The sequence below is a fragment of the Fulvimarina fulva genome (assembly GCF_039652615.1).
In the GTDB taxonomy this organism is placed as follows: Bacteria; Pseudomonadota; Alphaproteobacteria; order Rhizobiales; family Rhizobiaceae; genus Fulvimarina.
In genome coordinates, this window is record NZ_JBDJAC010000003.1 from 61,565 (window position 1) to 87,747 (window position 26,183).

Consider the following 26,183-nt stretch of genomic DNA (forward strand, 5'->3'; position numbering starts at 1 on the left):
CAGGGCTCAGGCGTCGGCGAGTTTCTTCACACGCTGAGCGAGACGAGAAATCTTCCGCGAAGCAGTGTTCTTGTGGAACACGCCCTTGGAAGAAGCGCGCATCATCTCGGGCTCAGCCTGGCGGAAAGCTTCCGTAGCGGCCTGCTTGTTGCCGGAGGCGATCGCCTCTTCGACGCGGCGCAAGAACGTGCGAACGCGCGAGCGGCGGGCGGTGTTGACTGCGGTACGGCGGGCGATCTTGCGCGCCGCCTTCTTGGCCGAAGGAGTGTTGGCCATCGGGCGTCTCTTTCTTGTCTATCCTGATCGTCGTCAGATGCTTGTCGTCACGCCCTCGAAATCGTCAGGTCCGAAAACCTTTCGACCGCTCAAAGGCGAAAAGCGCCCACGAGGGCGCTCACAAAAGTCTTGAGCGGGTCTATAAGCGCGCTGGCCGCATGCGTCAAGCATCCCGTAGATTCACATTTGAGCAAGCTCGATAGGGCAAACAAAGGGAGTCATATCCCGCCCACCGCCGCCTTGCTTGCGGGCAAGCCCTGCCATCGCTACATGGCAGGGAGACCAAACGCCAAGAGGAAGTCACCCATATTATGCTCGCCGTTCTCAGTGTCGTGATGCTCGCCCTCAATATTTACTGGTGGATCATCATCGCCTCGGCGATTCTTTCCTGGCTGTTTGCCTTCAACATCGTCAATTCGGGCAATCAGTTCGTCGACTCGATTGCGACCTTCCTCTACAAGGCAACCGAGCCGCTCTACCGCCGCATCCGCAGCGTCCTGCCGGATCTCGGCGGCATCGACCTCTCGCCGCTCGTTGCTCTTCTCGGTATCTTCTTCCTGCAGCAGGTCATCATCATCTATCTCTATCCAGCCGTTGCCAACGCCGGCATCTGATCGACGCCATCGTTTCTCGATGATGTCGAACTCGCTCCACTAGAATGACAGAGCCGTTCTTCGAGGCGAGCGACGCAGGTCTGAAACTCTTCGTCCGCGTGACGCCGAAATCCTCCAAAGACGCTCTGGAAGGACTTGCGGACGACGGCGCGGGGCGATTGCGCCTGAAGGCGAAAGTCCGCGCGGTTCCCGAAGACGGCAAGGCGAACGCCGCACTTGAAAAGCTCGTCGCGAAGCGCTTCGGCGTTCCGAAATCGGCGGCAAGCGTCGTCGCCGGCCCAACCAGCCGTTCCAAGACCGTCCTGATCGAAGGTGACCCGGGCGCCCTGTCGACGATTGCACGGTTGCTTGAGATGCCTTGACAGCTGCACCGTGCTGCCGGATCGTCAAAGGTCAGGGGCTATCCTCAGACGGGAGCGGTCAGGTGACTTCATCGAAGAATCTGAAAGACAGGCCCGCCCTTCGCGAAACGCGCTTTTTGCTGACCGGCCTCATCATAGCGACAACCTTCCCAGCGGTCGCCGCCGCGAACGACAGCACCTATACGAAAATCGACTTCGACGCCTGCGAAACCCTCTTCTTTTCAGATGAAGGCGGCTCCGTTTCTCTCAAATGCCCCGGCTATCGCGGTATTCCGGTCTATTATAACGAGGGTGATCTGCGCGCCGACGTCGATTTCGGCACGCCCAATCAGTTTTTCGAGACCTTCGGCGCCTTCAACTCGACGGGCGACACGGTGGAATGGCGTCTTGCTGCGGGCAAGCCGATCGCCGCGATCCTGCGCTTTCATCTCGATCCGGGCGACGGCGGCGAAAAGGGCCAGGTTCTCTCGGTTCACAAGATCGGCTTTAAAGGAAAAGCCGGCTGCGCGATCGCCTATGTGGACGCTCGGGCGAACCCGAATGCCAATGGTCTTGCCCGGGAAGTCGCCGACGACCGCGCGCCCTCATTCGCATGCGGCACCGATCGGCCAACCTATGTCGGCAAGGTCAGCCGGTCGGGAAGAGGCGCGACGGCGGTGAATGATTAGAGCAACGGGCTGATCAGCCGTGTGATGTTTTCCGCAAGCTGCCTGAAGAAGCCCCGCTCGCGCCATGTGGCGAGTTCCAGCCGCTTGGACTTCGCCCGATAATCGCCTTCGATCTTTGCCAGCTGGGATGCGAGATCGCGGTCGTAAGCGATCAGGGTCACCTCCGAATTCAGCTCGAAGGACCGCAGATCCATGTTCGACGACCCGATGATCGCGATATCCTCGTCGATCGAGAGATGCTTGGCGTGCAAGAACCGCTCGCGATAAAGATAGACCTCCACGCCTGCGCTCAGAAGTTCATCGAAATAGGACCCTTGCGCGAGGTCGATCAGGAGGCTGTTCGTCGTCGCGGTAATGTAGAGCTCGACCTGCACCCCTTTTCGGACTGCGGTCGAGATCGCGTTCAAAAGCTCGTCGTTGGGCACGAAATAGGGTGTCGCCAGGGCAATGCGCCGGCGGGCATTGTGGATGAGATCGGTGAAAAGCACATCCACGCCGGCTTCCGGGAAATCCGGCCCCGTCGGCATCACCTGAAGGAGCGATCCGGAGCCGATCTCGGCGCGGTCCAGCGCATCCGGCGGCAACAGCTCCTCGGTCGCGATATCCTCTTCGGTCTCCAGATACCAGTCGCCGACGAAGATCGTCTGGAGTTCGAGGACGACCGGCCCGGTCACCCGGGCCATCAGCTCGCGATAGAAGGTCTTCGGCTCGTATTCGATCCGGTGCATGTTCTGGGAGCCGACCCAGCCGATCTTGCCGTCGATGACGACGATCTTGCGATGGTTGCGCAGATCGAGCCGCGTCGCCTGGCTCCAGAATCGCAAGGGAAGGATCACGTGCATTTCTACGCCCGAGCCCTTGAGGCGCCGGGTGATGCGGCGGCGATCGGCGGACGAACCGACGGCATCGATGAGGAGCCGGCAGGTCACACCGCGCGCCGCCGCCCGCTCCAGCGCGCTGAGAACGCGGTTTCCGGCCTCGTCGTCCTGCAAAATGTAGAAGCAGAGATGGGCATGGTGCTCGGCGGCATCGATATCGGCCGCGATGCGATCGACCACGCGGTTATAGTCGCCATCGAACTCGATCTCGTTGCCATGAACCGGCGGAAGGCGGCCGATCTCTTCCACCAGTTGCGCCGTGATCCGATGCCGGGTCTTCAGCGCGTCGATGGCGGTCGGCGAGCGCTCGCCGATTCGCCGGATAATGGGCTCCAGAATTCCCGGTATCTGCTTGAGCCGGCCCCGGCGCCATTTCGGATGAAGCGCATTGCCGAGGAAGAAATAGATCGGCAGGGCCACCCAGGGCAGGAAAAAGAAGAGGAGAAGCCAGGCCTGGGCCGCTGCGGGCGAGCGCTTGAAGGGAATGTAGACCAGCGCTCCGAAAACGATCGTCCAACCAGCGATCCCCAGGAGTGTCGGCAGAACATCGATCGTGAGGACGTGAAAAATCGTGGGTCTCGTAAGCTTCAGGCGGTGAAACGACAGGACAAGGCCAAACCTCTGGCGCCAGCCGTGCGGGAGAGTTTAAGGCAGCGCTTCCGATCTGGAAGAGCCCATCTGTCTGTGCTCAAGGCTGGTATCACGCAAACGCGCGACTATCTGCCAGAACTCAGACCGACAAAGACCGCCATAAGCCGAGAAGCCATTCGTCTGTGACACGCATCGTCTACGCCAACCTCGGTTACCTTCGCGGGATCGACGGCTCCATCCGCCAGCATGTCGGGCGGTTCTGGCGGCACGTCTACACGCCGCTTGCAGCCCAGACCGAGAGCATATCCCAACTGAGCGCGAAGATCAGGGAGCTGTCTCCCGATCTCTGCTGCCTCGTCGAGCTCGATCGCGGCTCGATCACCAATCGCTTCTTCGACCAGCTGCCGACCATCGGCGGCGATCTTCTTCCGGTGTCCGGCGCGCACGGCAAATATGGCCGGACGCGAACGCTCTCGCCGTTTCATATCTCCTACGGCAAATCGAACGCCTTCCTCGCCAAGAGGCCGGTCACGGCGACGGACCGCTATCTTACAGACGGCAAGAAGAAGCTTGTCTATGACATCCGCCTTCAGACCGAGAGGCTTGCGGTGCGGGTTCTCGTCGTCCACCTGTCTCTCGTCGAAAGCGAACGAACGCGGCAGATCCGGGAGCTCGCGACCTGGGTCGCTGAAGATCACGCCTCGACCGTCGTCGTCGGCGATTTCAATGCCCTTCGCGGCGAGAGCGAGCTCGCCCCCCTTCTCGCATCGGGCCATCTCTACCATGCCAACAAGGGGATGGAGCCGACCTTCCGCTTCGGGCCCTGGCGTGCAGCGCTCGACACCTGTCTGATCTCGGAGGATCTGCGGGAGACCGCGACGATCAGAATCGTCGATCAGCCCTATTCGGACCACCAGATGCTGGTGATGGATGTAACGCCCGGCTGATCAGCGGGCGAGCTTCCTCACCACCCATCGCGCCATGCCCGGGGCGACCGCGTTAACGCCGCGAAGGACGGCGGCAGGACCGACCCAGATTTCGCTCTCGGCGTTTTCGAGCCCTTTCACGATGCGCTGCACCGCCTTTTCCACGGAGACCTTCTGGGTCTTGTAATGGGTCGTCATGGGCGTTTCGACGACAGGCAGCAGGATCTCGACGATCTTCAGGTTGGGCGCATGGGCTTCGGCCTGGTAGCGCATCGACATGGTGAAGGAGCGAAGGCCCGCCTTGGTCGCGCAATAGATCGGATTGTTCGCCGTCGGTGCCACGGCGAGCCCGCTCGTATTGTTGACGATCATCGCCGAGGGCTGCTCGGACAGCGGCTTGAACAGCCGGTTCGCGATGTGGATCGGCGCTGTGAGATTGACCGCGATCTGCTGATCGGCCCGGGCATTAAGCTCCTTCGGATCAGTCGTGAGGAACCGGCCCTGTTCGCCTGTGCCGGAATTGTTGATGACGAGGGAGAGGCCCGGATGTTTCGTCGTCAGCCGGTTAAGGGCGTCGTCGAGCGCTGCAGAATCGGAGAGATCGACCGCCTCGTGCTCGATCAGATCGCTGCTTATCTGAGGCGCCCGCCGCGACCAGACGATGACGCGGCACTGGCGCTCGACAAGCATCTTCAGAAGCGCCGCTCCGACGCCGGACGAACCGCCGGTGAGAAGGACCGTCCGCCGATCGAGTTCGAAACGGCTCACTGTTCGCCCTGCCCGGCTCCGTTCCCCGTGCCGGTTCCGCCGATATCGCTCTGGGTCGCGGGCTCGAGCGGCTCGTCGGACGGCGTCTGATCGCCCGGCTGATCGACGAACAGGAAATAGATGGCGATCGCGGCGACCAGCACGACGACCGGCCAGATGATTGCGCGACCGCGCCCTTTTTCGAAGCTCGGTCCCATTCGCGGTGCCATTGCTCAACCTCCAGATTGCTGATCCTGAACAAGGATCTAGCGCTCGCTCGCGCCGATCAAAGCACGAGCGAGCGGAGAGGTTTTAACGTCTGACCTTTGAAAGCAGCGCCTTCAAAGGTCAGTCGGCTGCCCGAGCGGCGCTTGCGTCGTGCGACCGGCGAGAATTGGCCTGAGGTCAATTCATGTGTCCGGCAGTCTTATCCGAATACGCGGCGGAAAATCGTGTCGGCGTGCTTGGTATGATAGCCAAGATCGAACCGCGAGCGGATTTCCTCCTCCGACAAAGCGCCGCGCACCTCCTCGTCGGCGAGAAGCTGCTCGAGGAAATCCACCTTTGCGTCGCCGGAGACGTGATAGCTCTCCCAGACCTTCATGGCGTTGCGCTGGACGAGCCGATAGGCATCCTCGCGGGAAACGCCGGCCTGGGTGAGTGCCAGCAGGATGCGCTGGGAATGAACGAGGCCGCCGAGCCGGTCCATATTGGCCTGCATGCGCTCGGGGTAGACGAGCAGATTCTCAACCACATTGGTGAGGCGGTGAAGCGCGAAATCGAGGGTGATCGTCGCGTCCGGGCCGATATAGCGCTCGACGGAGGAGTGCGAGATGTCCCGCTCGTGCCAGAGGGCGACGTTTTCCATGGCCGGCATGGCGTAGGAGCGCACCATGCGGGCAAGGCCGGTGAGGTTTTCCGTCAGCACCGGATTGCGCTTGTGCGGCATGGCCGAGGAGCCCTTCTGGCCCTTCGAGAAGAACTCCTCGGCTTCCAGAACTTCCGTGCGCTGGAGGTGGCGGATTTCGGTCGCGAGCCGCTCGACCGAAGAGGCGATGACGCCGAGGGTCGCGAAATACATGGCGTGGCGATCGCGCGGAATGACCTGGGTCGAGACCGGCTCGGCCTTCAGTCCCATCGCCTGGGCGACATGCTCCTCGATGCGCGGATCGATATTGGCGAAGGTGCCGACCGCACCGGAAATGGCGCAGGTCGCGATCTCCTCGCGGGCCGCGACGAGACGGGCCCGGCAGCGCTCGAACTCTACATAGGCCTGGGCGAGCTTGACGCCGAACGTCGTCGGCTCGGCATGGATGCCGTGCGAGCGGCCGATCGTGATCGTATCCTTATGCTCGAAGGCCCTTTTCTTGAGGGCCTCCAGCAACCTGTCGAGATCGCCAAGCAGGATATCGGTGGCCTTGGTCAGCTGCACGTTGAGGCAGGTGTCGAGCACATCCGACGAGGTCATGCCCTGATGGACGAAGCGCGCATCGGGCCCGACGATTTCGGAAAGATGGGTCAGGAAGGCGATGACGTCATGCTTGGTCTCGCGCTCGATCGCATCGATCCGCTCGATGTCGAAGGTCGCGGCGCCGCCCTTTTCCCAGATCGTCCGTGCCGCTTCCTTCGGGATCACGCCGAGGTCCGCGAGCGCATCGCAAGCATGGGCCTCGATCTCGAACCAGATGCGGAACTTGGTCTCGGGCGACCAGACGGCGACCATATCCGGTCGGGCGTAACGGGGAATCATGAGGCTTTGGGCTTTCGATATCGGACGGAGGATCGGGGTTTGATCAGCGCTCTACCAGACACCTCGATTTCCCTCAATCGAGGCAGGGCCCCTTGTTCTCGTATCCAATCCTCAGTCCATCGGCACGGGCAGAGCGATATGGCGGGTGTCGGGCCCCTCGAAGCCGACGCTCTCGACGGCAATGATCGCAACGCCCGCATATCCGCCGGAAGGCTTGGCATAGAGCCGGACCTGACGAATGGTGTAGTCCAGCGGACATCCACGAGAGAGAGGAATTCCCGTATCCTCGTGAAGGGTGACCGTCTGCTGGCCCTCGGCGAGACCGATCTTGGTCAGCCTGTATCCGGCAGTCTCGGCAATCCCTGCGCAAAGTTCCGGTCCCGGCATCGGGAAGGTCGAAAGCCGCAATTCCACGGCCGGATCGACCGGCGGAACGATCCGGCGCGGCATGAAGCGCGCGATCTTGCCGTCGGTCGAAAGATCGGTCGGCAGGTTCTCGACGACGGCAAGCCCCCGGCGCGGCTCCGGCATGAGCCTTGTCAGAATGTCGGACGCTTCGGCTCGCGCTTCGGACATGGCCTCCGCGACGCTCATGGTCTCGTCCTTCAGCAGCACCCGGACCGGCGATGGCTCGATGAAGCGGTCGCGCTTCAGGTCGAGGACGAAAATATTGGCATAGGGAAAGCCCGAGCCGTCCTGAACGCCGGTTTCCTGAAAGGCGAACACCGAACCGTCCTCGGAAAAGCCGATGGGTTCGAGCTTTGCGAGGTCTCCGGCGTGGGCAGACAGGTCCCATGGATAAGCGGCCAGAAAGAGGGCGCTGGCCACGAACCCGATCAACGCCCTACCTATAACCCTCAGGGCCATTCAACATCCTTCGTCGATTCCGAGCGAAAAACCATGAGTCGGACCCGACATTTCGCGCTAAGTCTTTGTTTTGCGCATGATGTCATCCGAAAAGTCCTGCAACCTTTGTCATCATGCTCCAATCGCGGCGAAGTTTATCCAATGGCCGGTCGCGCGCAAGTCGAGGCCGCGGCGCAAAAATCGCCACGCTAAGAACAGGACACCGGAGCGCATTGCCCCACATCCCGGCAGGCCGGCCGGCGTTGTTGAAGGCGGGCGGAACGAAAACGAAGGAGAGCGATCATGGCACTCGACGGACGCGTAGCGATCGTCACCGGAGGCGCGAAGGGCATCGGCTATGCCGTGGCGCGCCGATTCCTGCATGATGGCGCGAAAGTCGTCATCGCCGATATCAACGAGCGGGCGGGCCAAGAGGCAGCGCGCGATCTCGCCGAATATGGCGAGGTTCATTTCGTCGCGGCGAACGTCGCCGAGAAGCTCGATGTCCATAACCTCATCGCATCGTCGCTCGATGCCTTCGCAGATATCGACATCCTCGTGAACAATGCCGGCATTGTCCAGAAGGCGGGCTTCCTCGAGCTCGACGTCTCCGATTTCCAGAAGGTGCTCGACGTCAATCTGAAAGGCGCGTTTCTCTGCGGACAGGCGATCGCCCGGCACATGGTCGAGAAGATCAAGCAAGGTGGCAGTGCGGGGACGATCATCAACATGTCCTCGATCAATGCCGAATTCGCGCTGGCCGATCAGGTCGGCTACTCGGTTTCGAAGGGCGGCCTCAAATCCTTGACGAAGGTCATGGCGCTGTCGCTCGCCCCGCATGGCATAAGGGTGAACGCCATCGGACCCGGCTCGATCATGACCGATATGCTGAAGAGCGCGGTCGGCGACGAGGCCGCCAAAAAGATGATCCTGTCCAGAACGCCGCTCGGACGCGTCGGCGACCCGAAGGAGATCGCCGCGATCGCGGCCTTCCTCGCCTCCGACGATGCGAGCTACATTACTGGAGACACCATCTACGCCGATGGTGGACGCCTCGCACTGAACTATCTGGTTCCCGTGAAAGACGACGAGGACTGACGGAACGAGGCTGCGGTCCTTCACAGGTTGAACCAAAGGAATACGAAAGCGAATTCATGCTGAAGACCATTTCCGCCTTCGACCGGATCGGCGAGGAAAACGCCTTTGCGGTTCTCGCCCGCGCGACCGCCTTGTCCGGCGAAGGCCACGACGTCGTCAATCTCGGGATCGGTCAGCCGGACTTCCTGACGCCGCCACATATCGTCGAAGCCGCCGTCAAGGCGCTCAAGGACGGTCATCACGGATATACGCCCGCGAATGGTCTTCTTGCGACCCGCGAAGCCGTTGCACGGCGCACCTTCTCGCTCACCGGCGTGGAGATCTCGCCCGAAAGCGTCATGATCATGCCGGGCGGCAAGCCGACCATGTTCGCCGCGATCATGATGTTCGGCGAACCGGGCGCGGAAATCCTCTATCCCGATCCCGGCTTTCCGATCTATCGCTCGATGATCGAGTTCACCGGAGCAAAGCCGGTCCCGGTTCCGATCCGCGAGGAGAACGGTTTCGCCTTTTCCGCCGAAGAGACCTTGTCGCTGATCACCGACAGGACCCGGCTCCTGATCCTCAACTCGCCGGCCAATCCGACCGGCGGCGTCACCCCGAAGGCTGAGATCGACAAGCTCGTCGCGGGGCTTCAGAACTTTCCGGACGTCGCGATCCTGTCGGACGAGATCTACGATGTCATGACCTATGACGGCGAGGTCCACACCTCGCTCCTCACCTATCCCGAGATCCGCGACCGCCTCATCGTTCTCAATGGCTGGTCGAAGACCTGGGCAATGACCGGCTGGCGCATGGGCTGGTCGATCTGGCCCGACGCGCTCTACGGCCATGTGCGCAAGCTCGCGGTCAACTGCTGGTCTTGCGTCAACGCGCCGAGCCAGTTCGCCGGGATCGCGGCCATCGACGGGTCGCAGGAGGACGTCAAGCGCATGATGGAAGCCTTCGACCGGCGCCGCAAGCTGGTCGTCGAGCGGGCAAACGCCCTGCCCGGCGTCACCTGCGCAACGCCGAAAGGGGCCTTCTATGCCTTTCCGAACATTGCCGAGACGGGCTGGAAATCGAAAAAGCTCGCCTCGTCGCTTCTGGAAAAGGCCCATGTCGCGCTTGTCGGCGGGCCGGACTTCGGCACGCTCGGGGAAGGTTATATCCGCATCTCCTACGCCAATTCGGAGGTGAACATCGCCCGGGCGATGGACCGCATCGCCGAATTTCTCACCGGGACGAAACCGGACGCCTGAAGGGAGAACGGCGAATGGCTGGACCGCTTTCGCACATTCGGATCGTCGATTTCACGACGATGATCGCAGGCCCGCTCGCGACGATGACCCTTGCGGATCAGGGCGCGGAGGTCATCAAGATCGAGCGGCCGGATGGCGGGGATCATTCCCGCCAGGTCGCCGATCAGCGTGGGGGTTTCTCGGCCTCCTTCCTCCAGAACAACCGGGGCAAGCGCTCGGTCGCGATCGACCTCAAGACCCCGGCCGGGCTGGAAGCGGCCCTCAGAATCGCGGAGACGGCCGATGTCATCGTCGAGAATTTCAGGCCGGGCGTCGCGACCCGGATCGGGATCGGTTACGAGGCCGTTCGCAAGCGAAATCCTGCCGTGATCTATACCTCGATCGCGGGCTTCGGCTTTACCGGCGAATGGGCGAAGCGGCCGGTCTATGATCCGCTGATTCAGGCCCTGTCGGGACTTGCAAGCGTTCAGGGCGGCGGCGGGCCGCGCCCTAGGCTCGTGCGCACCATCGTGCCGGACAAGGTGACCGGCATCCAGGCGGCACAGGCGATCACTGCCGCGCTTTTTGCCCGTGAACGCAGCGGCGAAGGCAACCATCTGACGCTCTCGATGCTCGACACGATCGTCGCGTTCCTTTTTTCCTCCGACATGAGCGGCCACACCTTTGTCGGAGCCGAGGCCAATGAGAATGGGCCGGACGATTGCGACCCGGACGAGGCCCAGAGCTTCGTCGAGCTCATCTACCAGACAGCCGACGGCTTCATGGCGGTCTCGGCCCATACGGACAAGACGTGGAAGGGCCTATCGGCCGCGGTCGGCAGGCCGGAATGGCTTGAGGACGAGCGCTTCGCCACCGTGTCGGCCCGCGAGATCAACAAGCGTGCACGGCTCGAACTGACGCAGGCAGCCCTTATCGAGGACACGACCGAGCACTGGATGAAGCGTCTCACCGAGCACGATGTCCCGTGCGCGCCTGTTCTCAAGCGCGGCGAGATGATCCATCATCCGCAGATCGAGGCGAACGGCACGGTCGTTGAGATCGCCCATCCTGAGGCGGGCCAGATCCGGCAGGCCCGTGCGCCTGCGCGCTTTTCCGAAACACCGCTCGACGCCCCCTCGCCTGCCCGGCGGCTTGGCGCCGACACGCGGGCAATTCTTACCGAAGCCGGATATGACGCAGCCGCGATCGCCGACCTCTTTGCCTCGGGCGCGGCGGCGGAACCAGACGGAGACCAACGATGATCGACTTCTATTATGCGCCAACGCCAAATGGCTGGAAGGTCGCGATCATGCTGGAGGAATCCGGCCTCGACTACGACCTGAAGCTGATGGATCTTCATGCCGGCGAACAGTTCGAGCCGGCCTTTCTTGAGATCAGTCCGAACGCCAAGATGCCGGCGATCGTCGATCATGGTCCGCCCGAAGCTTACGGCAAAGCGCCGGTACCCGTCTTCGAGTCGGCGGCAATCCTGTTCTATCTGGCTGAAAAGACCGGCCGGTTCGCCCCGGCACGCGATGATCGTCTAGCCATGAAAGAACTCGACGAGTGGCTGTTCTGGCAGACCGGCAGTCAGGGGCCGATGGCCGGACAACTCAGCCATTTCAAGAATTATGCCCCCGAAGACGAACGCGACTACGGCTTCAGGCGCTATCTCGGCGAATATGACCGCAATCTCGGCGTTCTGGAAAACCGGCTTTCGGACCGACCTTACATCATGGGCGACGATTATTCGATCGCCGACATGCAGGCCTTCCCCTGGGCTTTCATCGCCAAGCCGCTGGGCGCGTCGCTCGATGCGTTTCCGAACGTTTCGGACTGGCGCGGACGCATCAAGCAGAGGCCGGCCGTCCAGCGCGCCATCGACCTTGCCAAGGACAGGCAGAACAACGGCCGGCATCGGGTCGACAACAACGAGATCATGTTCAATCAGAGTTCGAAGTCGCTGAAGGGCAGAAGCGCTTAGAGCACGATGCCGACCCAGACTTATCGCATCTGGCGCTCGAACGAAGCTCTGCGGGAGCCGGTCAGGCGAGCCAGGTCGCGTAGTCGCTGACCAGAAGCCGGTGCGGCGGCTCGTCTTCCTCGATCCTGGCAAACCGGCCGATCGGCTCGCGGAATATATTGTCCGTCTCGTCGTCGTTCACCGTCGAAACCTCGCCGATGAGAACGTCTCCGCCCTCGCCCCAGAAGGCATGCCAGTCGCCCGGACGCAAGGTCACGCTTTCGCCCGGCGCTAGCGACAGGCGCTCCCCGGGGGCATAATCGCGCCAGACCCCGTCGCACATCACGCGCCCGCCGGCGGTTTCGCTGAAGCTGCCGCTTTCGTCCGAGCCGAAGAGTTCGACCACAAGCGTCGCACTCCCGCGATTGATGATGTCCTCGGCCTTGATGACATGGGTGTGCATCGGGCTGAGTTGATTTTCGCGTGAAATCAGCAATTTCTCCGCGTAGCACATGCCCTGACCGGCGGAGAGATCGGAGAGCTGGCCGTTTCTGAGCGTAAAGAGGAAAAGGCCCATCTCGTCGTACCGCCCAGCGCCGTAATCGGTGATGTCCCAGCCGCAGCGGCTGTCGATCACGTGGCGGGCCTCGCCCTTGCGCGCCTTGAAATCCTCGGGCGTCCAGTTGGCGAAGGGTGGCAGGACGAAGCCATGGGCCGCGATCATTTCGGCGGCGTCCGCCATGATGCGATTGATGTCGGAACGCTTCATTGTCCGGGGCCTTCATGATCGAACTGGAATGGAATGATAAGGCATGGTCAGCACTTGCCGGCATGCCTCGATCCGAAGCCAACTGGATAGCTCTCCGATGATCCCGACCGCAAGACCATGGCGAAAGGGCGCGGCATGTCCGCGCGACGAGACCGGAGCCCGATCTTCTCAAGTCCGGCGACGGACTTTTCCGTAAGACACTCGCCATCCGGGCGTAGCCTTGTCCGTTTCGGGCGTGCGTGTTAGCTCGCCTTCAAGACCGCTTGCAGCCCTCTTGTCGGAGCGCTGACAGCGACAGGATCGATCGATACGAACGGCAGCGGGTCTTTTTCGAGACGAAAGCCTCGTGTGCCTCAACCCAGCTTGGAGATATCATGTCCGAAACAAACGGCCAGACACCGAACGGCAACGGGGCACAGACCGGCGAAGCTGCGCCCCAGCTCAACATTCTCACGCAGTTCGTGCGCGACCTCTCCTTCGAAAGCCCGATGGCTCCCGCCGTCCTGCGGAACCGTGAGCAGGCACCGGGCATCAATATCGGCGTCAACGTGACGGCCAATCAGATCGAAGGCTCCCAGACCGATTTCGACGTGCGCCTCAAGCTCGACGCCAAGGCCGGCGAAGGCGAGCAGACGCTGTTCCACGCCGAGCTGGAATATGGCGGCGTTTTCCGCCTGCAGAACTTCAAGGACGAGCACCGCGTCCCGATCCTCTTTATCGAGTGCCCGCGTCTTCTCTTCCCGTTCGCGCGCCAGATCATCGCCGACGTGACGCGCAATGGCGGCTTCCCGCCGCTGATGATCGACCCGATCGACTTCGCGCAGCTCTTCCAGCAGCGTGTTGCCGAAGAGCGTGCCCGCCAGCAGGTGCAGCAGCCTTCCCAGCCGAGCTAAGGCCGGCGGACCTTTGAAACCATCGGCTTCATGGGTCGTCGGCAGCCCGAGCGGCGTTTGAGCCGTTTGCCGGGCGTGGATTGACCCAACGGGCCAATTCATTCGTCCGGCGGTATAAGGCAGAGGATGAGAGCTTGGATGCCAATGCATGGCATTCCCGCTCTCGCAAGGCTCGAACGGTTATTGGTTCAGCTTTAAAGCCGGAGTGGTCTCGCCGCTCCGGCTTTTCTTATGAAGACGGATATTCGATCAAATTTTGCAGGTGACCGCACCTATTCCGCGGCAACGCTTTCGCTCGCCCCGCGCGGCAGGTATTTCCACCAGAGCGCCTCTTCACCCAGGCTTTCGACGAAGGCGGCATGACGCTCGCGCTCGTCCTCGCTCAGCCTCGGGGCAAGCGGTTTCTCGCGCGCCGCGACGGGAGCTGCGCTGCCCGTGTCTCCATAGTCAAAGGCCTCGTCCGCCTCGACCGTCAGGCCGAGCGCCGACTGCCGCCCGCCGATCAGCTCGATATAGACATCGGCCAAGAGTTCGGAATCGAGCAGCGCGCCGTGCTTTTCGCGCTTCGACGTATCGACCGAAAAGCGTGAGCAGAGCGCATCGAGGCTCGCCGGCGCCATCGGAAACTTGCGCCGCGCCATGGCCAGCGTATCGATGACGATCGAAGGCTCGATCGGCGGCTGGTCCAGCCGTCGAAGCTCGGCGTTCAGAAAGCCGATGTCGAAACTGGCATTGTGAGCGATCAGCTTGGCATCGGAAAAAAAGGCCAGGAACTCGTCCGCGATCTCTTCGAAGAGCGGCTTGTCCACGAGGAATTCGTCCGAAATGCCGTGGACGTCGAAGGCCGCCGGATCGACCCTGCGGCCGGCCGGCCGGATAAACTGGTGATAGGTCTTGCCCGTCGGAATGTGGTTCCAGAGCTCGACGCCACCGATCTCGATCACACGGTCGACCTTGTTGTCGAGGCCCGTCGTTTCGGTATCGAAAACGATCTCGCGCATGGGGCTTTCTCCTCGGCAGGCTGGGCTCGTTTCAAACGCGTACCAGCAAGAACTTCAAGAGTGATTTCGAAGACCGGGCATTTCATCCACCGCGCATCCAGTTTGTTCTATATTTGTTTCCATCTTCTTTCGCTTTTGCGGCTGGAATTCTTTCCGCACTCCTTCGAATAATGTCGTTCCCCGCTCACCATCCTTCGCGGAATGGATCCCTGCCCTATGTTCCACTGACGATTTCGAGCGGGCAGACCTTGGCCCGTCACAGACACAACCACGAACGGAGACGCCCCTTGAGTGTCGGACTGATCGCCCTTCTCGACGACATCGCGGCCCTCGGAAAGGTCGCGGCGGCCTCGCTTGACGATGTCGGGGCACAGGCCATGAAAGCCGGCTCGAAGGCCGCCGGCGTCGTGATCGACGATGCCGCCGTTGCGCCGCGCTACGTCACCGGCTTCAAACCGGAACGCGAGCTGCCCATCATCTGGCGCATCACGCTCGGCTCGCTCAAGAACAAGCTGATCTTCCTCCTGCCGATCGCGCTGCTTCTGTCCGAATTCGCACCGTGGGCGATCACCCCACTCCTCATGCTCGGCGGTTTTTATCTTTGCTACGAGGGTGCGGAGAAGATCTTCGAATGGATCGTGCCGCACAAGGCGCACGGGCACGAGAAGAAGGTGGGCGCCAAGCCTGAGGATCCGCAGAAGCTGGAGGATCAGAAGGTAAAAGGAGCGATCTCGACGGATTTCATCCTCTCGGCAGAAATCATGGCGATCACGCTTGCGGGCCTTCCGGCAGACGGAGGCTTCTGGACGAAGGTGGCGGTCCTTGCAATCGTCGCGATCGGCGTGACGGTCGCCGTCTATGGCGCCGTCGCGATCATCGTGAAGATGGACGATATCGGCCTTGCCATGGCGAAATCGAAGGCCGGCGGCTTCGTCCAGTCGATCGGACGCGGCATCGTCATCGCCATGCCCTACTTCATGACGCTGCTCAGCATCGTCGGCACGGCGGCCATGGTCTGGGTCGGCGGCGGCATCCTGGTGCATTCGCTCGCCGATTTCGGGTTTGCGGCCCCCGAGCATTTCATCGAAGGGATCGCCGACACTCTGGCGCACGGCACCGGAGCCATGGAAGGCTTCCTGCACTGGCTCGTCTTCGCGATCGGATCGGGCTTGATCGGCCTCGTCGCCGGCTTCGTCCTCATTCCGATCGTCGGCAAGGTCATCGCGCCGATCTATCAGTCGATCCGAGGCAGCAAGACTGAATCGGCTCACTGATCCTGACGGCGCGGCCGGCCTCAGCATGCAAGCCGGCTTTTATGTGCGACGAGAGTCCCATGGGTCTCTCGCCTCCCCAGGGGAACGCGAAAGCGCGCCCGGCTTCATCAGCCGGATGCGGTATCAGTCGTTCGCAGCCGGCTCGTTCAGAAGATAGGCATTGTTCTCCCATTGCGCGCTTCGCACCTCCGGGGAAGGCGTCGAACAGGCCGAAAGCATCAGGGCGGCGGCAAGGCCAAGAATGAGAGCGCGCATGGCGTCGGTTCCTAAGATTGCAAGATCGATCACCCCGGCACTATAGCGCCGGACCCAAAAGTGCCATCCGGTTTTTTTTGCGCCCGTCGCGCCGTCAAGAAGGCGAGATGGCGGCCTTGCTCAAGGGGGCGATGCTTCGTCGCGGGTCACTGAAACGTGTGGTGCCCGAGATGAATCGATCGGCGATCCGTCGTAAGGCTTGACCGAGATTCCGCACGAGAAGATCTGGGCAATGATCAATCGCACCCATGTCATTCTGGGAAGCTTTCTGGGCTTTGCGCTTCTGGTGGCCGCAGGCTTCGTTCTCGCATTCGACGAGGGCGAGACGCGAAGCGCGCCCACAGGCCCCCTCGCCATGACGAATCAGAACGGCGAGCCGGTTTCGCAATCCCTCTTCGAAGGCAAACCCACCGCGCTCTTTTTCGGGTTTACCCACTGCCCGGAAGTGTGCCCGACGACGCTTGCCGAACTGTCTGCCGCGATGAACGAACTCGGCCCGAAGGCCGACGACCTGAACGTCATCTTCGTCACGGTCGATCCGGAACGAGACACGCCGGATGTCCTTGCCGATTATGTCGCCGCGTTCGACGACCGGATCGTCGCCCTCACCGGCTCTCATGAGCAGATGGACGCCATGGCTCAGGATTGGGGCGTCTATTACAAGAAGGTGCCCCTCGACAGCGGCGGCTACACGATGGACCACACGTCGACCGTCTTTCTGCTCAATCGCAGCGGCGAATTCACCGGCACGATCGGTTTCGGTGAGGATCATGACATGGCGTATCGCAAACTGCTCAGGCTCGTCGACAAGTCATGACCGGATCGCCAGCCCATCAAAATCAGGCAACGGCCGCCGGAACTCGGGTTCTCGCGCTCGTCAGCGCCGCCCTTTTGACCGGCCCGTTTCTTCTCGGCCCGGCATTGGCAGAGACCGCAAAGCCCTCGGGCGGCGCGATCACGGGAGGGGCGACCGAAACAAAGACCGGCGATCCGGCGAAAGACGAAGCCGGCGCAAAAACCGTGCGCCTGCGTTTCGAAAGCCGCAGTCTCGACGGTGTCGATGCCACGCTCGAACCCAAGGAAGAGGTGGTCACCGTCGAACCCGGCAAGGTGACGCGCCTCTACTTCTTCCTGAGCAACCGAACCAGCAAGACGGTGCCGCTTCGCGTGAGCTATCGCGTCGCGCCTGCGGAAGACTCAGTCTTCTACAATCAGTTGCAGGGCGTCTGCACCACCGGGCAGACGCTGGGGCCCTGGGAGACCAGCTTCGTGTCCGATTCGATCCTGATCGACCCGTCCATTCTGAAGGACGCGGCCGGGGAGGACGGGAAAACCCTGACCGTCCACTACACGCTGAAATATGCGGACGAGTTTCCCGAATTGCGCTGAGACCGGGTTTCCCGTGTTCGTCGCGGAGGCCGAACGTCCGAACCCGGCACTCTTACTGTGTCGCCGCTCCGATCACGAAATCCAGACTACCGACGCCATTCTCCATGTGCTAATCGCAACCCCATGAAACCGCTCCGGCAGCTTCTTGCAGACCGCCTGTCTGCCTTGGCGATGATCGTCATCATCGCGCAACTGCTTGTGCTCCAGGCGGTTGCGGCGAGCTATGCCTGCGCCGGCATGGACGCCACCAGGGCGGGCGGCACGCTCGTCCTCTGCCACGGCGAGGGCACGTCCGCGTCCGAGCAGGCACCGCCGCCGCCTCAGTCCCATGACTGCTGCACGGACTGCCTGTGCGCCATCGGTTGTGGTCATGCGCCATCGGCGCTCGCCGCATCGCTCGACGCGAACAACCTCCCGGCCGCCCATTTCGAAACCGATGCACGCCTATCGTGGCCTCTTGCGGTCGACGCCCTCGGTCCGCGCGCGCCGCCCGAAGGGCTCGCCTATAAACGCGGTCCACCCGCCCTCTCCGTCTGAACGACACAAGGCCGGACCTTTCTTCCGGCCACCCCATTCCTGTTCAATCGGAGATCTTTCCATGTTGTCCCGTATTTGTCTTGCCGCGAGCGCGACCCTGACCCTTGCCGTGTCGGCACCCGCCTTCGCCCACGATTACAAGGCTGGCGATATCGTCATCGGCCATCCCTGGACCCGCGCCACTCCGCCCAATGCCCCTGTCGGCGGCGGTTACATGAGCCTCGACAATCAAGGCTCCGGCGAAGATCGCCTCATCGGCGGCTCATCGCCGGTCGCAAGCGAAGTCCAGATCCATAAGATGGGCATGAACGACGGCGTCATGACGATGCGCGAACTGCCCGACGGCCTGCCCCTGCCAGCCGGTGAAACCGTGGACCTGAAGCCCGGCGGCTATCACCTCATGCTGTTGGGCCTGAAGGAGCCGCTGAAGGAAGAGAAACGCGTTCCCCTGACGCTACGCTTCGAAAAGGGCGGTGAGGTCGAGGTCGAACTCGCCGTCGAGGCGATGGGTGCCAAGTCCAGCGAGGGCGACCACCACATGCATCATGGCTCTGCGGACGGCGACGCCGGGATGGAAGGTCACGACACCATGGGCCACGGCTCGGCTCAGTAAGCTTTCAAGCGACGCGTGCGACTGCGCGCGCGGCGGAGGATGACGTCTTCCATATGGGACGGATGGGCTGGTGGAACGTGATCCTCAACACGCTCTTCTGCCTGTCGATCATTGTCCTGTCGGCAACCGGCATCGTCATGTGGTGGCTGAGACGGCCAAAGGGCGAATTCAGGCTTGCCGCGCCGCAGGTTCCCGGTCCCGCTCCTCTGGTCAAGGGCGTCGCCTTCATCGCGCTCGCCCTCGCGGTCATCTTCCCGCTGATGGGCCTGGCCCTCATCGCGCTCCTCGCCTTCGATCTTCTCGTCATTTCGCGAGTGCCTGCCCTCCGGCGCATGGTCGGATAAAGCCGCGACGCGGGATACCCACCGAAAGCAAAACGGCCCGGCTCATCGAGAGCCGGGCCGCTGTCATGTCATATCGTCAGGCCGTTCGGCCCGAATGCGCCTCAGACTTCGCCGTCTTCATGGCTATGGTCGTGGTCATGGTCGTGCTTTTCGCCCGGCGCTTCCTCGACCTCCACTTCGATCTCCACCGGCTCCATCCCGGCGAAGGTCAGCGTCAGATCGAAATGCTCGCCATGCTCGAAGGTCTGCTGAACGCTTTCGAGCTCGATCCACGCACCACCCGGCTGCATGGTCAGCGTCTGCCCGACATTCACGGTGATCGTTTCGGGCTGTGCGGTGACCAAAGATCCGTTTTCGATCGCCTGCGCCTCAAAGAGGGCATTCTCGGCAAATCCGACGGACGCACCCGTCAGCTCGACCGCTTCCTCGCTGCCATTGGTGATCGTGAGATAGACCCGCATGGAGTGCGCCATATCGGCGTTCTCGAATGTGTAGGCGTGGCTGACCGTCACGTTTGCGGCAGCCTGCACCTGTTCGCCGGCATGGTGGGCGAAGGCAGGTGTCATCATCGACGCGCCGAGTAGCGCGGCTACGAGAAAATGCTTCATAATGTTCCTTTCGAGGACCCGCCGTCCTCTCTTTCGAGGTTTTACGTCCGTCGACCGGTTTCCTGGCTTGCGCATCGACACCGAGACCCGCCTTCCCGAACTTGATGTCCAGTGGCTGACATGGGCCGGCTCCGCGCTTACAGTTGCGGGGGCAGCTGAGGATTGAACGCCCCGAATGGACGTTGTCACCACATTCCCGATTAAGCCCTGCGATTCGCGTGGAACCGCGTTGGGCATCGACACCATCGACTTAGAGCCTCACAGTTGCGGAGTAAACGGGAAGCGTCCGAGAAAACCGGCCTTCTTTCGATCGGCCGGATGCGCGCGATCCTACTCGGACTGCAGGGCGCCGTAGCCTTTGGCGAGGATTGGGCCGGTCGGTCGTCCGGTCGGTGAACCGCCTTCGGGTTCGAGCGTGATCTCGTAGAGCTGGTCGTTTTCCGGAGCGGACAGATCGAAATCCTCAAGAAGCCGGGCGCGGACCTCCGGCAGCAGGCCCATGGATTTCGGACCGAGCTCGGGCGACGGAGTAGCCGGAGACATGGGCGAGCAGGATGCCGTTGCGCTTGTCTGTGCTGCCCGTCAGGGCAACCGCCGTCCGCGACTATTTGCAGATCGGCAGCGGGTCCCAGGAGCGTTTCGGCCTTGACGCCTCATAGCGCTCGATCAGCGGCTCGAGGCTCGCTGCAGACCAGAAGCGCGGCTTGCCGATTTCTCTCAGACACGAGGCATTCCAATAGGTGCCGGCCTCCGACGGCGAACGCCCGGCCCCAACGGCCTCAGACACCGCTTCGATATCCCGGGCTTCCGGATAGATGTAGACCGTCGTCGGATTGTTCCTGACCGTCGAAACGATGACCTCGTTATCGGCGGACGACCAGCTGGTGCAGCCATTGCTCCGGCCGGAGGCGTAGTCGACGAGCTTGCCGAAGGCGACGAAGCCCTCGTCATTGGCGTACGGGTCGCCGGGGCTCTGCCGGCGGCACTGGGCCCGGATCAGGGTTGCCTGATGGCCACCGATCGCGCGGGGACGCGCATTCGCAGTCGCGCCTTCTCCCTCGAACTGCACGAAAGAACGGACAAACGGCACCTCATTGCCGCTGGATGTCCGGTAATAGCCTTTGAAGCCGTCCCGGATTTCGGCGGTGGTATAGGCGCCGCCGGTTGTGAGGGACGAATTTTCCGCGTTCCCGAAATTCTGTGCGCACTGCAGCCCGTTCTTGAAATCGGCAAACCCTTTTAGATCGCGCCCGCTTCCATAGCCGGACGACATTGCCCGGAAGACGCGCCGATCCTCGCAGATCATGTAGAACCGACGGGAGGGCTGACCGCTGGAATTGGTGCTCGGGCGTGTCGCATCCAGCGCGAAATAGCAGGAATTGCCGACATCACCGGCCGCGACCTTGCGCTGATGGAGCGCCCGCGCCCGCTGGAGCACCACCGGAGAGATCTTGCCGTCCTCGTCACCCACATGGGCGCCGAGCCATTGCGGAGAAGCGGCCTGCGCCAGGTCTATCGGGGAGGGCACAAGGTCCGCCGCCGTACAGGCCGGCAGGAGGACAAGGCCGAGAAGAGCAGCGATCCTGCGAAGCCGGTTGGCAATCATCGAAGTTCCTTTGCGCTTACCCGGTTTTTGAAACTCAAGGTCCAGCAGCGGTGACGAGGCCGGCGGAAAAGGGCCGGACTAACCTTCAGAGAATAAAGGGCAAACCTCTAGAAGCCATTTCGTCTTTTTCGAGACGACGGCTTTGCCGCCTGCGATGGATGAGTGCCAGACCAAGCTGATTCGACGCTGAATGATCGGGAATCCTTAGGCACTGGCGCATGAGGCCAACCAGTCTCAACTGCAGGTCAGCTGAACTTTCGTCGAGAGAAGTTCGGCGTAGTTGATCCCGTCCGCCGGAATGGTCTCTGACTTGCCGAGACCCGCGATCTGATTCAACCAGTCGGTCGCTCCATCGCTCTTCGGCTCATCGGCATTGAGCATGGTGTGACAGCTGCCCGGAACATCTGTGAGGCGGATCTGCCGGTCCGAGGTCACGTCGAAGGACACATAATAGCTCGGATCGTAGATCGAGAGCGTCAGGGGTCCGTCCGTCAGCGCGACATGATGCTTTGGTCGCATCTCGGTCATGATGACGAGGTGACCATTCTGCATGACGGCGTGAAAGAGGTCGGGCGGGGACAGGGCAAGCGAGGCCCTGCCCTGCTTCAAAAACGTGAAGAAATCGTAGTCGCGAGCCGATCCAAGGACCGTTCCGGCGATCGTCTTGAGTTCGCTTTCATCGAGGCGACCATCGGCGTTTTCGTCGAAATCCATCAACAGCGATGCGGAGAAAAGCTCGTCGAAGACCCATCCGGTGCGGATCGCCGTAAGATCGCCCTTGCCGTCTCCGACGAACTGCACGGATGTCGTGACGAAGACATGAGGGTGAGCGGAGGCTGTGGCCGGCGCGAAGGCAGCGCAGGCCATCAGGAGCGCCCCGGCAACAGACCTCGCCCATTTCACGCCGCATCCATCCATCAGAAGACCTCCAGAGATCATTGATCATGCATCAATTTCGCATGGCGAGATTAAGACCGGCCGCCGGTCGCCCGACTTCGCTCGTTCGGGCGTCCTTCGGGAGATTCAGGAGGATTGCATGGCCCGAAGACTTTGGATGCCGTTCGCGATCGGCTTTGCGGCCATCGCGACCTCCCAGCCCGTTTCGGCCCATCCCCATGTCTTCATCGATGCGCGCCTGGTGGCCAAGGGCGACGGGGCCGGGCATCTGACCGGGCTCGAAAATGTCTGGGCGATGGACGAGCTGTTCTCCTCAAGCGTGATCCCCGACTTCGACGCGAACGCCAATGACCGGCTGGACCCCGATGAGCTGGAGGCTGTCGGCAAGCAGGTGCGCGGATCGATCGCCGAGTGGTCGTATTATACCTTCGTGAAGGTCGACGGCGAAACGGTGAAGCTGACCCAGCCGGATGCATTCAAGGTGGACTGGGACGAGGCCACCGGCCGGCTCCTCTTCCGCTTCGAGATGCTGCTCGATGAACCGGTCGCCCTCGATACGGTACGGGTGAGCCTCAGCACTTACGACCAGACCTATTTCGTCGCCTTCGATTTTCCGGACGAGAGCCGGTTCATGCTCGACGGCATCTCCGATTCATGCGCCCGGCATATGGAAACGCCGGAGCCGGACGAAGCCGAACGGATCTGGCTGGATACGCTCGCCCAGTTGGGGCCGGATGAAGAAACGCCCGAAGACGGCATCAATTTTTCCGACGCGCTTGCAACGCGCTTCGAAATCGACTGTCGCGACAAAGGCCCGCTCGCCAGCCACAAATCCGGCGGCTGAGGGGCTCGATTCCATCCGAGCCTTCAGGCCCTTCAACGGATCAGAGGGTTCACAGAAGCTGGCTTACTCCCATTCCAGTTCGGCATAGGCCGCCGTCGCGTTTCGCACGTTGAAGTCGTCGAAAAGCTGCCAGTCGTCCTTCTGGGACTGGCCGGCCGTCGTGCTGGCCTCGGCGAGCGGCACCCCCTCATCGATCATCTGCCGGACATCGCGGGTCAGGACATCGAGATAGCGGATCTGTGGATCGGCACCCGAGGGCCAGGCGATATCGATGGGTCCGTGCCCCGGCACCGCATGATCGGCCTCGATCGCCGTCAGGTTGCCGAGAACCTCCGTCCAGCCGAGAATGCTGCCGTCCAGCGACGGGCAATGATCCTGGAAAACGAGATCGCCGGTAAAGAGTGTTCGGGTCGTCTCGTCCATAACGGTGAGATCGTTGTTGGTGTGGGCCGTCGGCCAGGCGCGCAGCGTGAGCTTGCGGTTTCCGAGGTCGAGCACCGTCTCCTCCGCAACGGTCAGGGTCGGCGGGATGATCGAAACCTCCGCCATGAAATCGGCGCCCATCAGGTCGAGATTGGAGCGCAGATAGGTCTCCCTGCGAGCTGCCAGCGCGTTCGGCAGGTTGTGGTGGCCGACAAAGGTCGCATCGCCTCCCGCATAGGCCGCATTACCGAAGATATGATCGGGGTGCATGTGGGTGTTGATGACGTAGCGGATCGGCTTGTCGGTTCGCTCCGCGATGGCCGCAACCATCCGGCGGCCTTCGAGAACGCTGCCGCCGCTATCGATCACCGCGACCCCATCGTCCCCGATGATGAAACCGATATTGGCGACGCCGCCCTCGTTCGAGGAGCGCATCAGGTCGACGACACCGTGATGGACGAAGACGCCGTCAGCGATCTCCGTGACATCGAGCGGATCGGCTGCCGCATCGGATGCGGGGGCGGCGAGAGCCAGCCCCGGAAACCAGGGAAGAGCGACGAAGGGGCCCGCGAGACAGAGAAAGCGCCGCCTCGTCGGCCCGCGATCCGCGCTCATCCTGCCGTCCACAAGGTCTTCCAGAAACCGGCACATCGAAGCCTCCCAGCTGTCCGTTTCGTCTTTATGTCGCGCGGCTCACGCCGCCGTGCATTCGCTGCAGATGCCCCGCAGCTCGACGATCGACTTCTTGAGCGCGAAGCCGGCATCGAGCGCCAGATTGCGCAAATGATCCGCCAGCGCCCCATCGCTGACCTCGGTAACCTGATCGCAATTCTCGCAGATCATGAAGATGATGATCCGATCGCCCTCGCAATGGGCGTGACGACAGGCGACGAAGGCATTGAGGCTTTCCAGCCGATGAACGAGACCATTGTCGATCAGCTTGTCGAGCGCGCGATAGACCTGAAGCGGCGCCCGGAAGCCCTTTTCGCGCAACTGATCGAGGATCGTATAGGCGCTGAGCGGCCCGTCCGACCGGCTGAGCGCGTTCATCACCAGCGTCTGGTTCTTCGTCAAACCGGCATCGCCATGGGTGTGCTTGGTCATGGGCGCGTTCCTTCCTTGGTGGCATCATCGCTCGAGCGCGCCTGCCGTGCCTTCGATCCTAGCGGCAATCGGATGGGTGAGGGAAGGATGGAGAGGATGAAGAAGCCCAGCGCCGCGACGACGATGCTCGGGCCAGCGGGTGTATCCCATTCGAGCGAGCCAAAGAGGCCACCCGTAACGGCGAACGCCCCGATGCCGGCTGCGAGGATGGCCATCTGTTCCGGGCCGGCCGCAAAGCGCCTGGCGGTCGCCGCCGGAATGATCAGCATCGCCGTGATCAGAAGGACGCCGACGATCTTCATCGCGATCGCGATGACGGCGGCCATCAGCAGCATGAAGATGATATTGGCTCTCTCGGGATGCATGCCTTCCGCCTCCGCCAGTTCGCGGTTGACGGTGGCCGCGAAGAGCGGACGCCAGATCGCCGCGAGGACGGCGAGAACCACCGACCCACCAAACCAGATGATGGCAATGTCCGTCGTCGAGACGGCGAGAATATCGCCGAAGAGGAACCCCATCAGGTCGACCCTAATCCACGTCATGAATGCCAGAACCACGAGGCCGATGGCGAGGGCCGAGTGCGACAGAAGGCCGAGCAGGGCGTCCGAGGAGACGGCCGCGCGCTTCTGGAGCAGAAGCAGCGCGATCGCGACGCAGCCAGAGACCGCGAAGACGGCGAGTTCGATATTGATTTCGAAAAGGAAGGCAAGCGCGACGCCGAGCAGAGCTGCGTGGGAGAGCGTATCGCCGAAATAGGCGAGCCGCCGCCAGACGATGAAGCAGCCCAGCGGACCGGCAATCAGTGCCGTCCCGATTCCCGCGACGAGCGCACGGGTGAAGAAATCGTCAAGCATCGGTTCGTTCCTCCTCCGGCGTTTCGTGATGATGGCCGTCGTCCGGGTGGCAATGGTCGGTGACGGTGCCATCCGCGTGCTTCACGCGGCCATCGGCGAGATGGGTGTGATCGTGGTCGTGTTCGTAGACGGCAAGGGTCGCGGCGGCGCGGTTTCCGAACAGCGCCCGGTATTCCGGACTGGAGGCGACCGCCTTCGGCGTGCCCGAGCAGCAGACATGGCCGTTCAGACAAAAGACGCGATCGGTCGCGGCCATGACGACATGCAGATCGTGTGAAATCAACAGGACGCCGCAGCCCAGATCGTCCCGAATCTTCACGACCAGGTCGTAAAGAGCGATCTCGCCGGTGAAATCAACGCCCTGAACCGGCTCGTCGAGAACGAGAAGATCGGGCTTTCGCGCCATCGCCCGAGCCAGCATGACCCGCTGGAACTCACCGCCCGACAGCGTCCGCACCTCCGCCCCCACAAGACGGGTGGCACCGGTCGCTGCCAGTGCCGCTTCGGCCTCGTCAGCACTGATCCGTCCGGTCAGATGCATGAACTGGCCGACCTTGAGGGGCAAGGTCCAGTCGACGGCCAGCTTTTGGGGAACATAGGAGATCTTCACGTTCTGGCGGCGCGAGGACGTGCCTTCGTCCGGCTTGACGAGGCCCAGCGCCATGCGCGCCGTGGTCGACTTTCCCGAGCCGTTCGGCCCGATCAGCGTGACGATCTCGCCTGCGTCGACGGACATGGAGATACCGCGCACGAGCCAGCGCCCGGCGCGATATATACCGGCATTGTCGAGCGTGACGAGCGCATCCGGTCTTCGAAGCATGGGTCGAAAAAAT

33 protein-coding genes and 1 riboswitch are annotated in these 26,183 nt (G+C 62.2%); of the genes, 16 read left to right on the forward strand and 17 right to left on the reverse strand.

All coding sequences use genetic code 11. The annotated features are described in order from the left end of the window. Positions 1–6 precede the first annotated feature (6 nt). Positions 7–276 carry a 30S ribosomal protein S20 gene (gene rpsT / locus ABDX79_RS05835; protein WP_346219338.1) on the reverse strand — a complete coding sequence of 90 codons (270 nt, stop codon included), beginning with the start codon at positions 274–276 and terminating at the stop codon, positions 7–9. A gap of 311 nt (positions 277–587) precedes the next feature. Between rpsT and ABDX79_RS05840 the strand changes: the two genes are divergently transcribed. From ABDX79_RS05840 to ABDX79_RS05850, 3 genes are all read left to right on the forward strand, one after another. Beyond that, positions 588–890: a YggT family protein gene (locus ABDX79_RS05840; protein WP_346219339.1), complete on the forward strand. Its 303-nt coding sequence runs from the start codon at positions 588–590 to the stop codon at positions 888–890. 44 nt (positions 891–934) lie between these two features. Further along, positions 935–1,252: a DUF167 domain-containing protein gene (locus tag ABDX79_RS05845; protein WP_346219340.1), complete on the forward strand. Its 318-nt coding sequence runs from the start codon at positions 935–937 to the stop codon at positions 1,250–1,252. A gap of 62 nt (positions 1,253–1,314) precedes the next feature. Continuing rightward, entirely contained in the window at positions 1,315–1,920 is a 606-nt protein-coding gene (locus tag ABDX79_RS05850) for a hypothetical protein (RefSeq protein ID WP_346219341.1), read from the forward strand. On the opposite strand, the gene cls is transcribed toward ABDX79_RS05850, so the two are convergent. Further along, positions 1,917–3,404 carry a cardiolipin synthase gene (gene cls, locus ABDX79_RS05855; RefSeq protein WP_346219575.1) on the reverse strand — a complete coding sequence of 496 codons (1,488 nt, stop codon included), beginning with the start codon at positions 3,402–3,404 and terminating at the stop codon, positions 1,917–1,919. The genes ABDX79_RS05850 and cls overlap by 4 nt on opposite strands. Positions 3,405–3,571: 167 nt before the next feature. On the opposite strand from cls, the gene ABDX79_RS05860 reads away from it, so the two are divergent. Then, a complete protein-coding gene (locus ABDX79_RS05860) occupies positions 3,572–4,336 on the forward strand; it encodes an endonuclease/exonuclease/phosphatase family protein (protein WP_346219342.1) in 765 nt (254 codons plus the stop codon). Here ABDX79_RS05860 and ABDX79_RS05865 read toward each other — a convergent pair whose 3' ends face one another. From ABDX79_RS05865 to ABDX79_RS05880, 4 genes are all read right to left on the reverse strand, one after another. Continuing rightward, on the reverse strand, positions 4,337–5,083 hold the full coding sequence (locus tag ABDX79_RS05865) for an SDR family NAD(P)-dependent oxidoreductase (RefSeq protein ID WP_346219343.1): 747 nt from the start codon (positions 5,081–5,083) through the stop codon (positions 4,337–4,339). Continuing rightward, entirely contained in the window at positions 5,080–5,292 is a 213-nt protein-coding gene (locus ABDX79_RS05870; protein ID WP_346219344.1) for a hypothetical protein, read from the reverse strand. Before ABDX79_RS05870 ends, ABDX79_RS05865 begins: the two co-directional genes overlap by 4 nt. A gap of 197 nt (positions 5,293–5,489) precedes the next feature. Then, entirely contained in the window at positions 5,490–6,812 is a 1,323-nt protein-coding gene (gene purB, locus ABDX79_RS05875) for an adenylosuccinate lyase (protein WP_346219345.1), read from the reverse strand. Between the two features lie 111 nt (positions 6,813–6,923). Next, the gene (locus tag ABDX79_RS05880; protein ID WP_346219346.1) at positions 6,924–7,679 is read right to left on the reverse strand and encodes a DUF2259 domain-containing protein; all 756 of its coding nucleotides are present in this window, start codon (positions 7,677–7,679) and stop codon (positions 6,924–6,926) included. A 282-nt stretch (positions 7,680–7,961) separates the two neighbouring features. Between ABDX79_RS05880 and ABDX79_RS05885 the strand changes: the two genes are divergently transcribed. From ABDX79_RS05885 to ABDX79_RS05900, 4 genes are read left to right on the forward strand one after another with little or no spacing between them, the layout of a single operon-like run. After that, positions 7,962–8,756 carry an SDR family NAD(P)-dependent oxidoreductase gene (locus ABDX79_RS05885; RefSeq protein ID WP_346219347.1) on the forward strand — a complete coding sequence of 265 codons (795 nt, stop codon included), beginning with the start codon at positions 7,962–7,964 and terminating at the stop codon, positions 8,754–8,756. Positions 8,757–8,812: 56 nt separating this feature from the next. Beyond that, positions 8,813–9,997, forward strand: a complete 1,185-nt coding sequence (locus ABDX79_RS05890) for a pyridoxal phosphate-dependent aminotransferase (RefSeq protein ID WP_346219348.1) — start codon at positions 8,813–8,815, stop codon at positions 9,995–9,997. Positions 9,998–10,011: 14 nt separating this feature from the next. After that, positions 10,012–11,238 (forward strand): CaiB/BaiF CoA transferase family protein, encoded by a 1,227-nt coding sequence (locus ABDX79_RS05895; protein WP_346219349.1) that lies wholly within the window; start codon positions 10,012–10,014, stop codon positions 11,236–11,238. Continuing rightward, a complete protein-coding gene (locus ABDX79_RS05900; protein WP_346219350.1) occupies positions 11,235–11,960 on the forward strand; it encodes a glutathione S-transferase family protein in 726 nt (241 codons plus the stop codon). The genes ABDX79_RS05895 and ABDX79_RS05900 overlap by 4 nt, the downstream gene beginning before the upstream one ends. Positions 11,961–12,021: 61 nt before the next feature. On the opposite strand, the gene ABDX79_RS05905 is transcribed toward ABDX79_RS05900, so the two are convergent. Continuing rightward, the gene (locus ABDX79_RS05905) at positions 12,022–12,708 is read right to left on the reverse strand and encodes a D-lyxose/D-mannose family sugar isomerase (protein ID WP_346219351.1); all 687 of its coding nucleotides are present in this window, start codon (positions 12,706–12,708) and stop codon (positions 12,022–12,024) included. A 371-nt stretch (positions 12,709–13,079) separates the two neighbouring features. Here ABDX79_RS05905 and secB point away from each other — a divergent pair, with 371 nt between their 5' ends. Beyond that, on the forward strand, positions 13,080–13,601 hold the full coding sequence (gene secB / locus ABDX79_RS05910; protein WP_463671123.1) for a protein-export chaperone SecB: 522 nt from the start codon (positions 13,080–13,082) through the stop codon (positions 13,599–13,601). 272 nt (positions 13,602–13,873) lie between these two features. Here the strand turns inward: secB and dnaQ are convergent, their stop codons facing one another. Beyond that, positions 13,874–14,602, reverse strand: a complete 729-nt coding sequence (dnaQ, locus tag ABDX79_RS05915; protein WP_346219353.1) for a DNA polymerase III subunit epsilon — start codon at positions 14,600–14,602, stop codon at positions 13,874–13,876. Between the two features lie 287 nt (positions 14,603–14,889). Between dnaQ and ABDX79_RS05920 the strand changes: the two genes are divergently transcribed. After that, positions 14,890–15,876, forward strand: a complete 987-nt coding sequence (locus tag ABDX79_RS05920) for a DUF808 domain-containing protein (protein WP_346219354.1) — start codon at positions 14,890–14,892, stop codon at positions 15,874–15,876. Between the two features lie 123 nt (positions 15,877–15,999). On the opposite strand, the gene ABDX79_RS05925 is transcribed toward ABDX79_RS05920, so the two are convergent. Next, positions 16,000–16,131 (reverse strand): hypothetical protein, encoded by a 132-nt coding sequence (locus tag ABDX79_RS05925; protein ID WP_346219355.1) that lies wholly within the window; start codon positions 16,129–16,131, stop codon positions 16,000–16,002. Positions 16,132–16,363: 232 nt separating this feature from the next. Between ABDX79_RS05925 and ABDX79_RS05930 the strand changes: the two genes are divergently transcribed. The 5 genes from ABDX79_RS05930 to ABDX79_RS05950 all read left to right on the forward strand — a co-directional run bounded on the left by ABDX79_RS05930 (position 16,364) and on the right by ABDX79_RS05950 (position 19,014). Then, positions 16,364–16,948 (forward strand): SCO family protein, encoded by a 585-nt coding sequence (locus ABDX79_RS05930; protein ID WP_346219356.1) that lies wholly within the window; start codon positions 16,364–16,366, stop codon positions 16,946–16,948. Next, a complete protein-coding gene (locus tag ABDX79_RS05935) occupies positions 16,945–17,520 on the forward strand; it encodes a cytochrome c oxidase assembly protein (RefSeq protein ID WP_346219357.1) in 576 nt (191 codons plus the stop codon). Before ABDX79_RS05930 ends, ABDX79_RS05935 begins: the two co-directional genes overlap by 4 nt. A 123-nt stretch (positions 17,521–17,643) precedes the next feature. Then, positions 17,644–18,057: a hypothetical protein gene (locus ABDX79_RS05940; RefSeq protein ID WP_346219358.1), complete on the forward strand. Its 414-nt coding sequence runs from the start codon at positions 17,644–17,646 to the stop codon at positions 18,055–18,057. Between the two features lie 61 nt (positions 18,058–18,118). Continuing rightward, complete coding sequence (locus ABDX79_RS05945; protein WP_346219359.1) at positions 18,119–18,670, forward strand: copper chaperone PCu(A)C; 552 nt, start codon at positions 18,119–18,121, stop codon at positions 18,668–18,670. Between the two features lie 53 nt (positions 18,671–18,723). Further along, positions 18,724–19,014 carry a hypothetical protein gene (locus ABDX79_RS05950; protein WP_346219360.1) on the forward strand — a complete coding sequence of 97 codons (291 nt, stop codon included), beginning with the start codon at positions 18,724–18,726 and terminating at the stop codon, positions 19,012–19,014. Positions 19,015–19,115: 101 nt separating this feature from the next. Here the strand turns inward: ABDX79_RS05950 and ABDX79_RS05955 are convergent, their stop codons facing one another. The 4 genes from ABDX79_RS05955 to ABDX79_RS05970 all read right to left on the reverse strand — a co-directional run bounded on the left by ABDX79_RS05955 (position 19,116) and on the right by ABDX79_RS05970 (position 22,146). Next, positions 19,116–19,622: a copper chaperone PCu(A)C gene (locus ABDX79_RS05955; protein ID WP_346219361.1), complete on the reverse strand. Its 507-nt coding sequence runs from the start codon at positions 19,620–19,622 to the stop codon at positions 19,116–19,118. A gap of 35 nt (positions 19,623–19,657) precedes the next feature. Next, positions 19,658–19,878, reverse strand: a riboswitch (cobalamin riboswitch). Between the two features lie 74 nt (positions 19,879–19,952). Continuing rightward, the gene (locus ABDX79_RS05960) at positions 19,953–20,165 is read right to left on the reverse strand and encodes an anti-sigma factor domain-containing protein (RefSeq protein ID WP_463671118.1); all 213 of its coding nucleotides are present in this window, start codon (positions 20,163–20,165) and stop codon (positions 19,953–19,955) included. Between the two features lie 61 nt (positions 20,166–20,226). Then, positions 20,227–21,228, reverse strand: coding sequence for a hypothetical protein (locus tag ABDX79_RS05965; protein WP_346219362.1), 1,002 nt, complete (start codon positions 21,226–21,228; stop codon positions 20,227–20,229). A gap of 234 nt (positions 21,229–21,462) precedes the next feature. Continuing rightward, positions 21,463–22,146 (reverse strand): DUF1007 family protein, encoded by a 684-nt coding sequence (locus ABDX79_RS05970; protein WP_346219363.1) that lies wholly within the window; start codon positions 22,144–22,146, stop codon positions 21,463–21,465. A 118-nt stretch (positions 22,147–22,264) separates the two neighbouring features. Between ABDX79_RS05970 and ABDX79_RS05975 the strand changes: the two genes are divergently transcribed. Further along, positions 22,265–22,969 carry a DUF1007 family protein gene (locus ABDX79_RS05975; protein WP_346219364.1) on the forward strand — a complete coding sequence of 235 codons (705 nt, stop codon included), beginning with the start codon at positions 22,265–22,267 and terminating at the stop codon, positions 22,967–22,969. Between the two features lie 63 nt (positions 22,970–23,032). Here the strand turns inward: ABDX79_RS05975 and ABDX79_RS05980 are convergent, their stop codons facing one another. The 4 genes from ABDX79_RS05980 to ABDX79_RS05995 are packed head-to-tail and all read right to left on the reverse strand — an operon-like array spanning position 23,033 to position 26,170. Continuing rightward, positions 23,033–24,043, reverse strand: coding sequence for a quinoprotein relay system zinc metallohydrolase 2 (locus ABDX79_RS05980; RefSeq protein WP_346219365.1), 1,011 nt, complete (start codon positions 24,041–24,043; stop codon positions 23,033–23,035). A 42-nt stretch (positions 24,044–24,085) separates the two neighbouring features. Continuing rightward, positions 24,086–24,496, reverse strand: coding sequence for a Fur family transcriptional regulator (locus ABDX79_RS05985; RefSeq protein ID WP_346219366.1), 411 nt, complete (start codon positions 24,494–24,496; stop codon positions 24,086–24,088). Then, positions 24,493–25,350, reverse strand: coding sequence for a metal ABC transporter permease (locus ABDX79_RS05990; protein ID WP_346219367.1), 858 nt, complete (start codon positions 25,348–25,350; stop codon positions 24,493–24,495). The genes ABDX79_RS05985 and ABDX79_RS05990 overlap by 4 nt, the downstream gene beginning before the upstream one ends. Continuing rightward, a complete protein-coding gene (locus ABDX79_RS05995) occupies positions 25,343–26,170 on the reverse strand; it encodes an ATP-binding cassette domain-containing protein (RefSeq protein WP_346219368.1) in 828 nt (275 codons plus the stop codon). The genes ABDX79_RS05990 and ABDX79_RS05995 overlap by 8 nt, the downstream gene beginning before the upstream one ends. Positions 26,171–26,183: the final 13 nt, after the last annotated feature.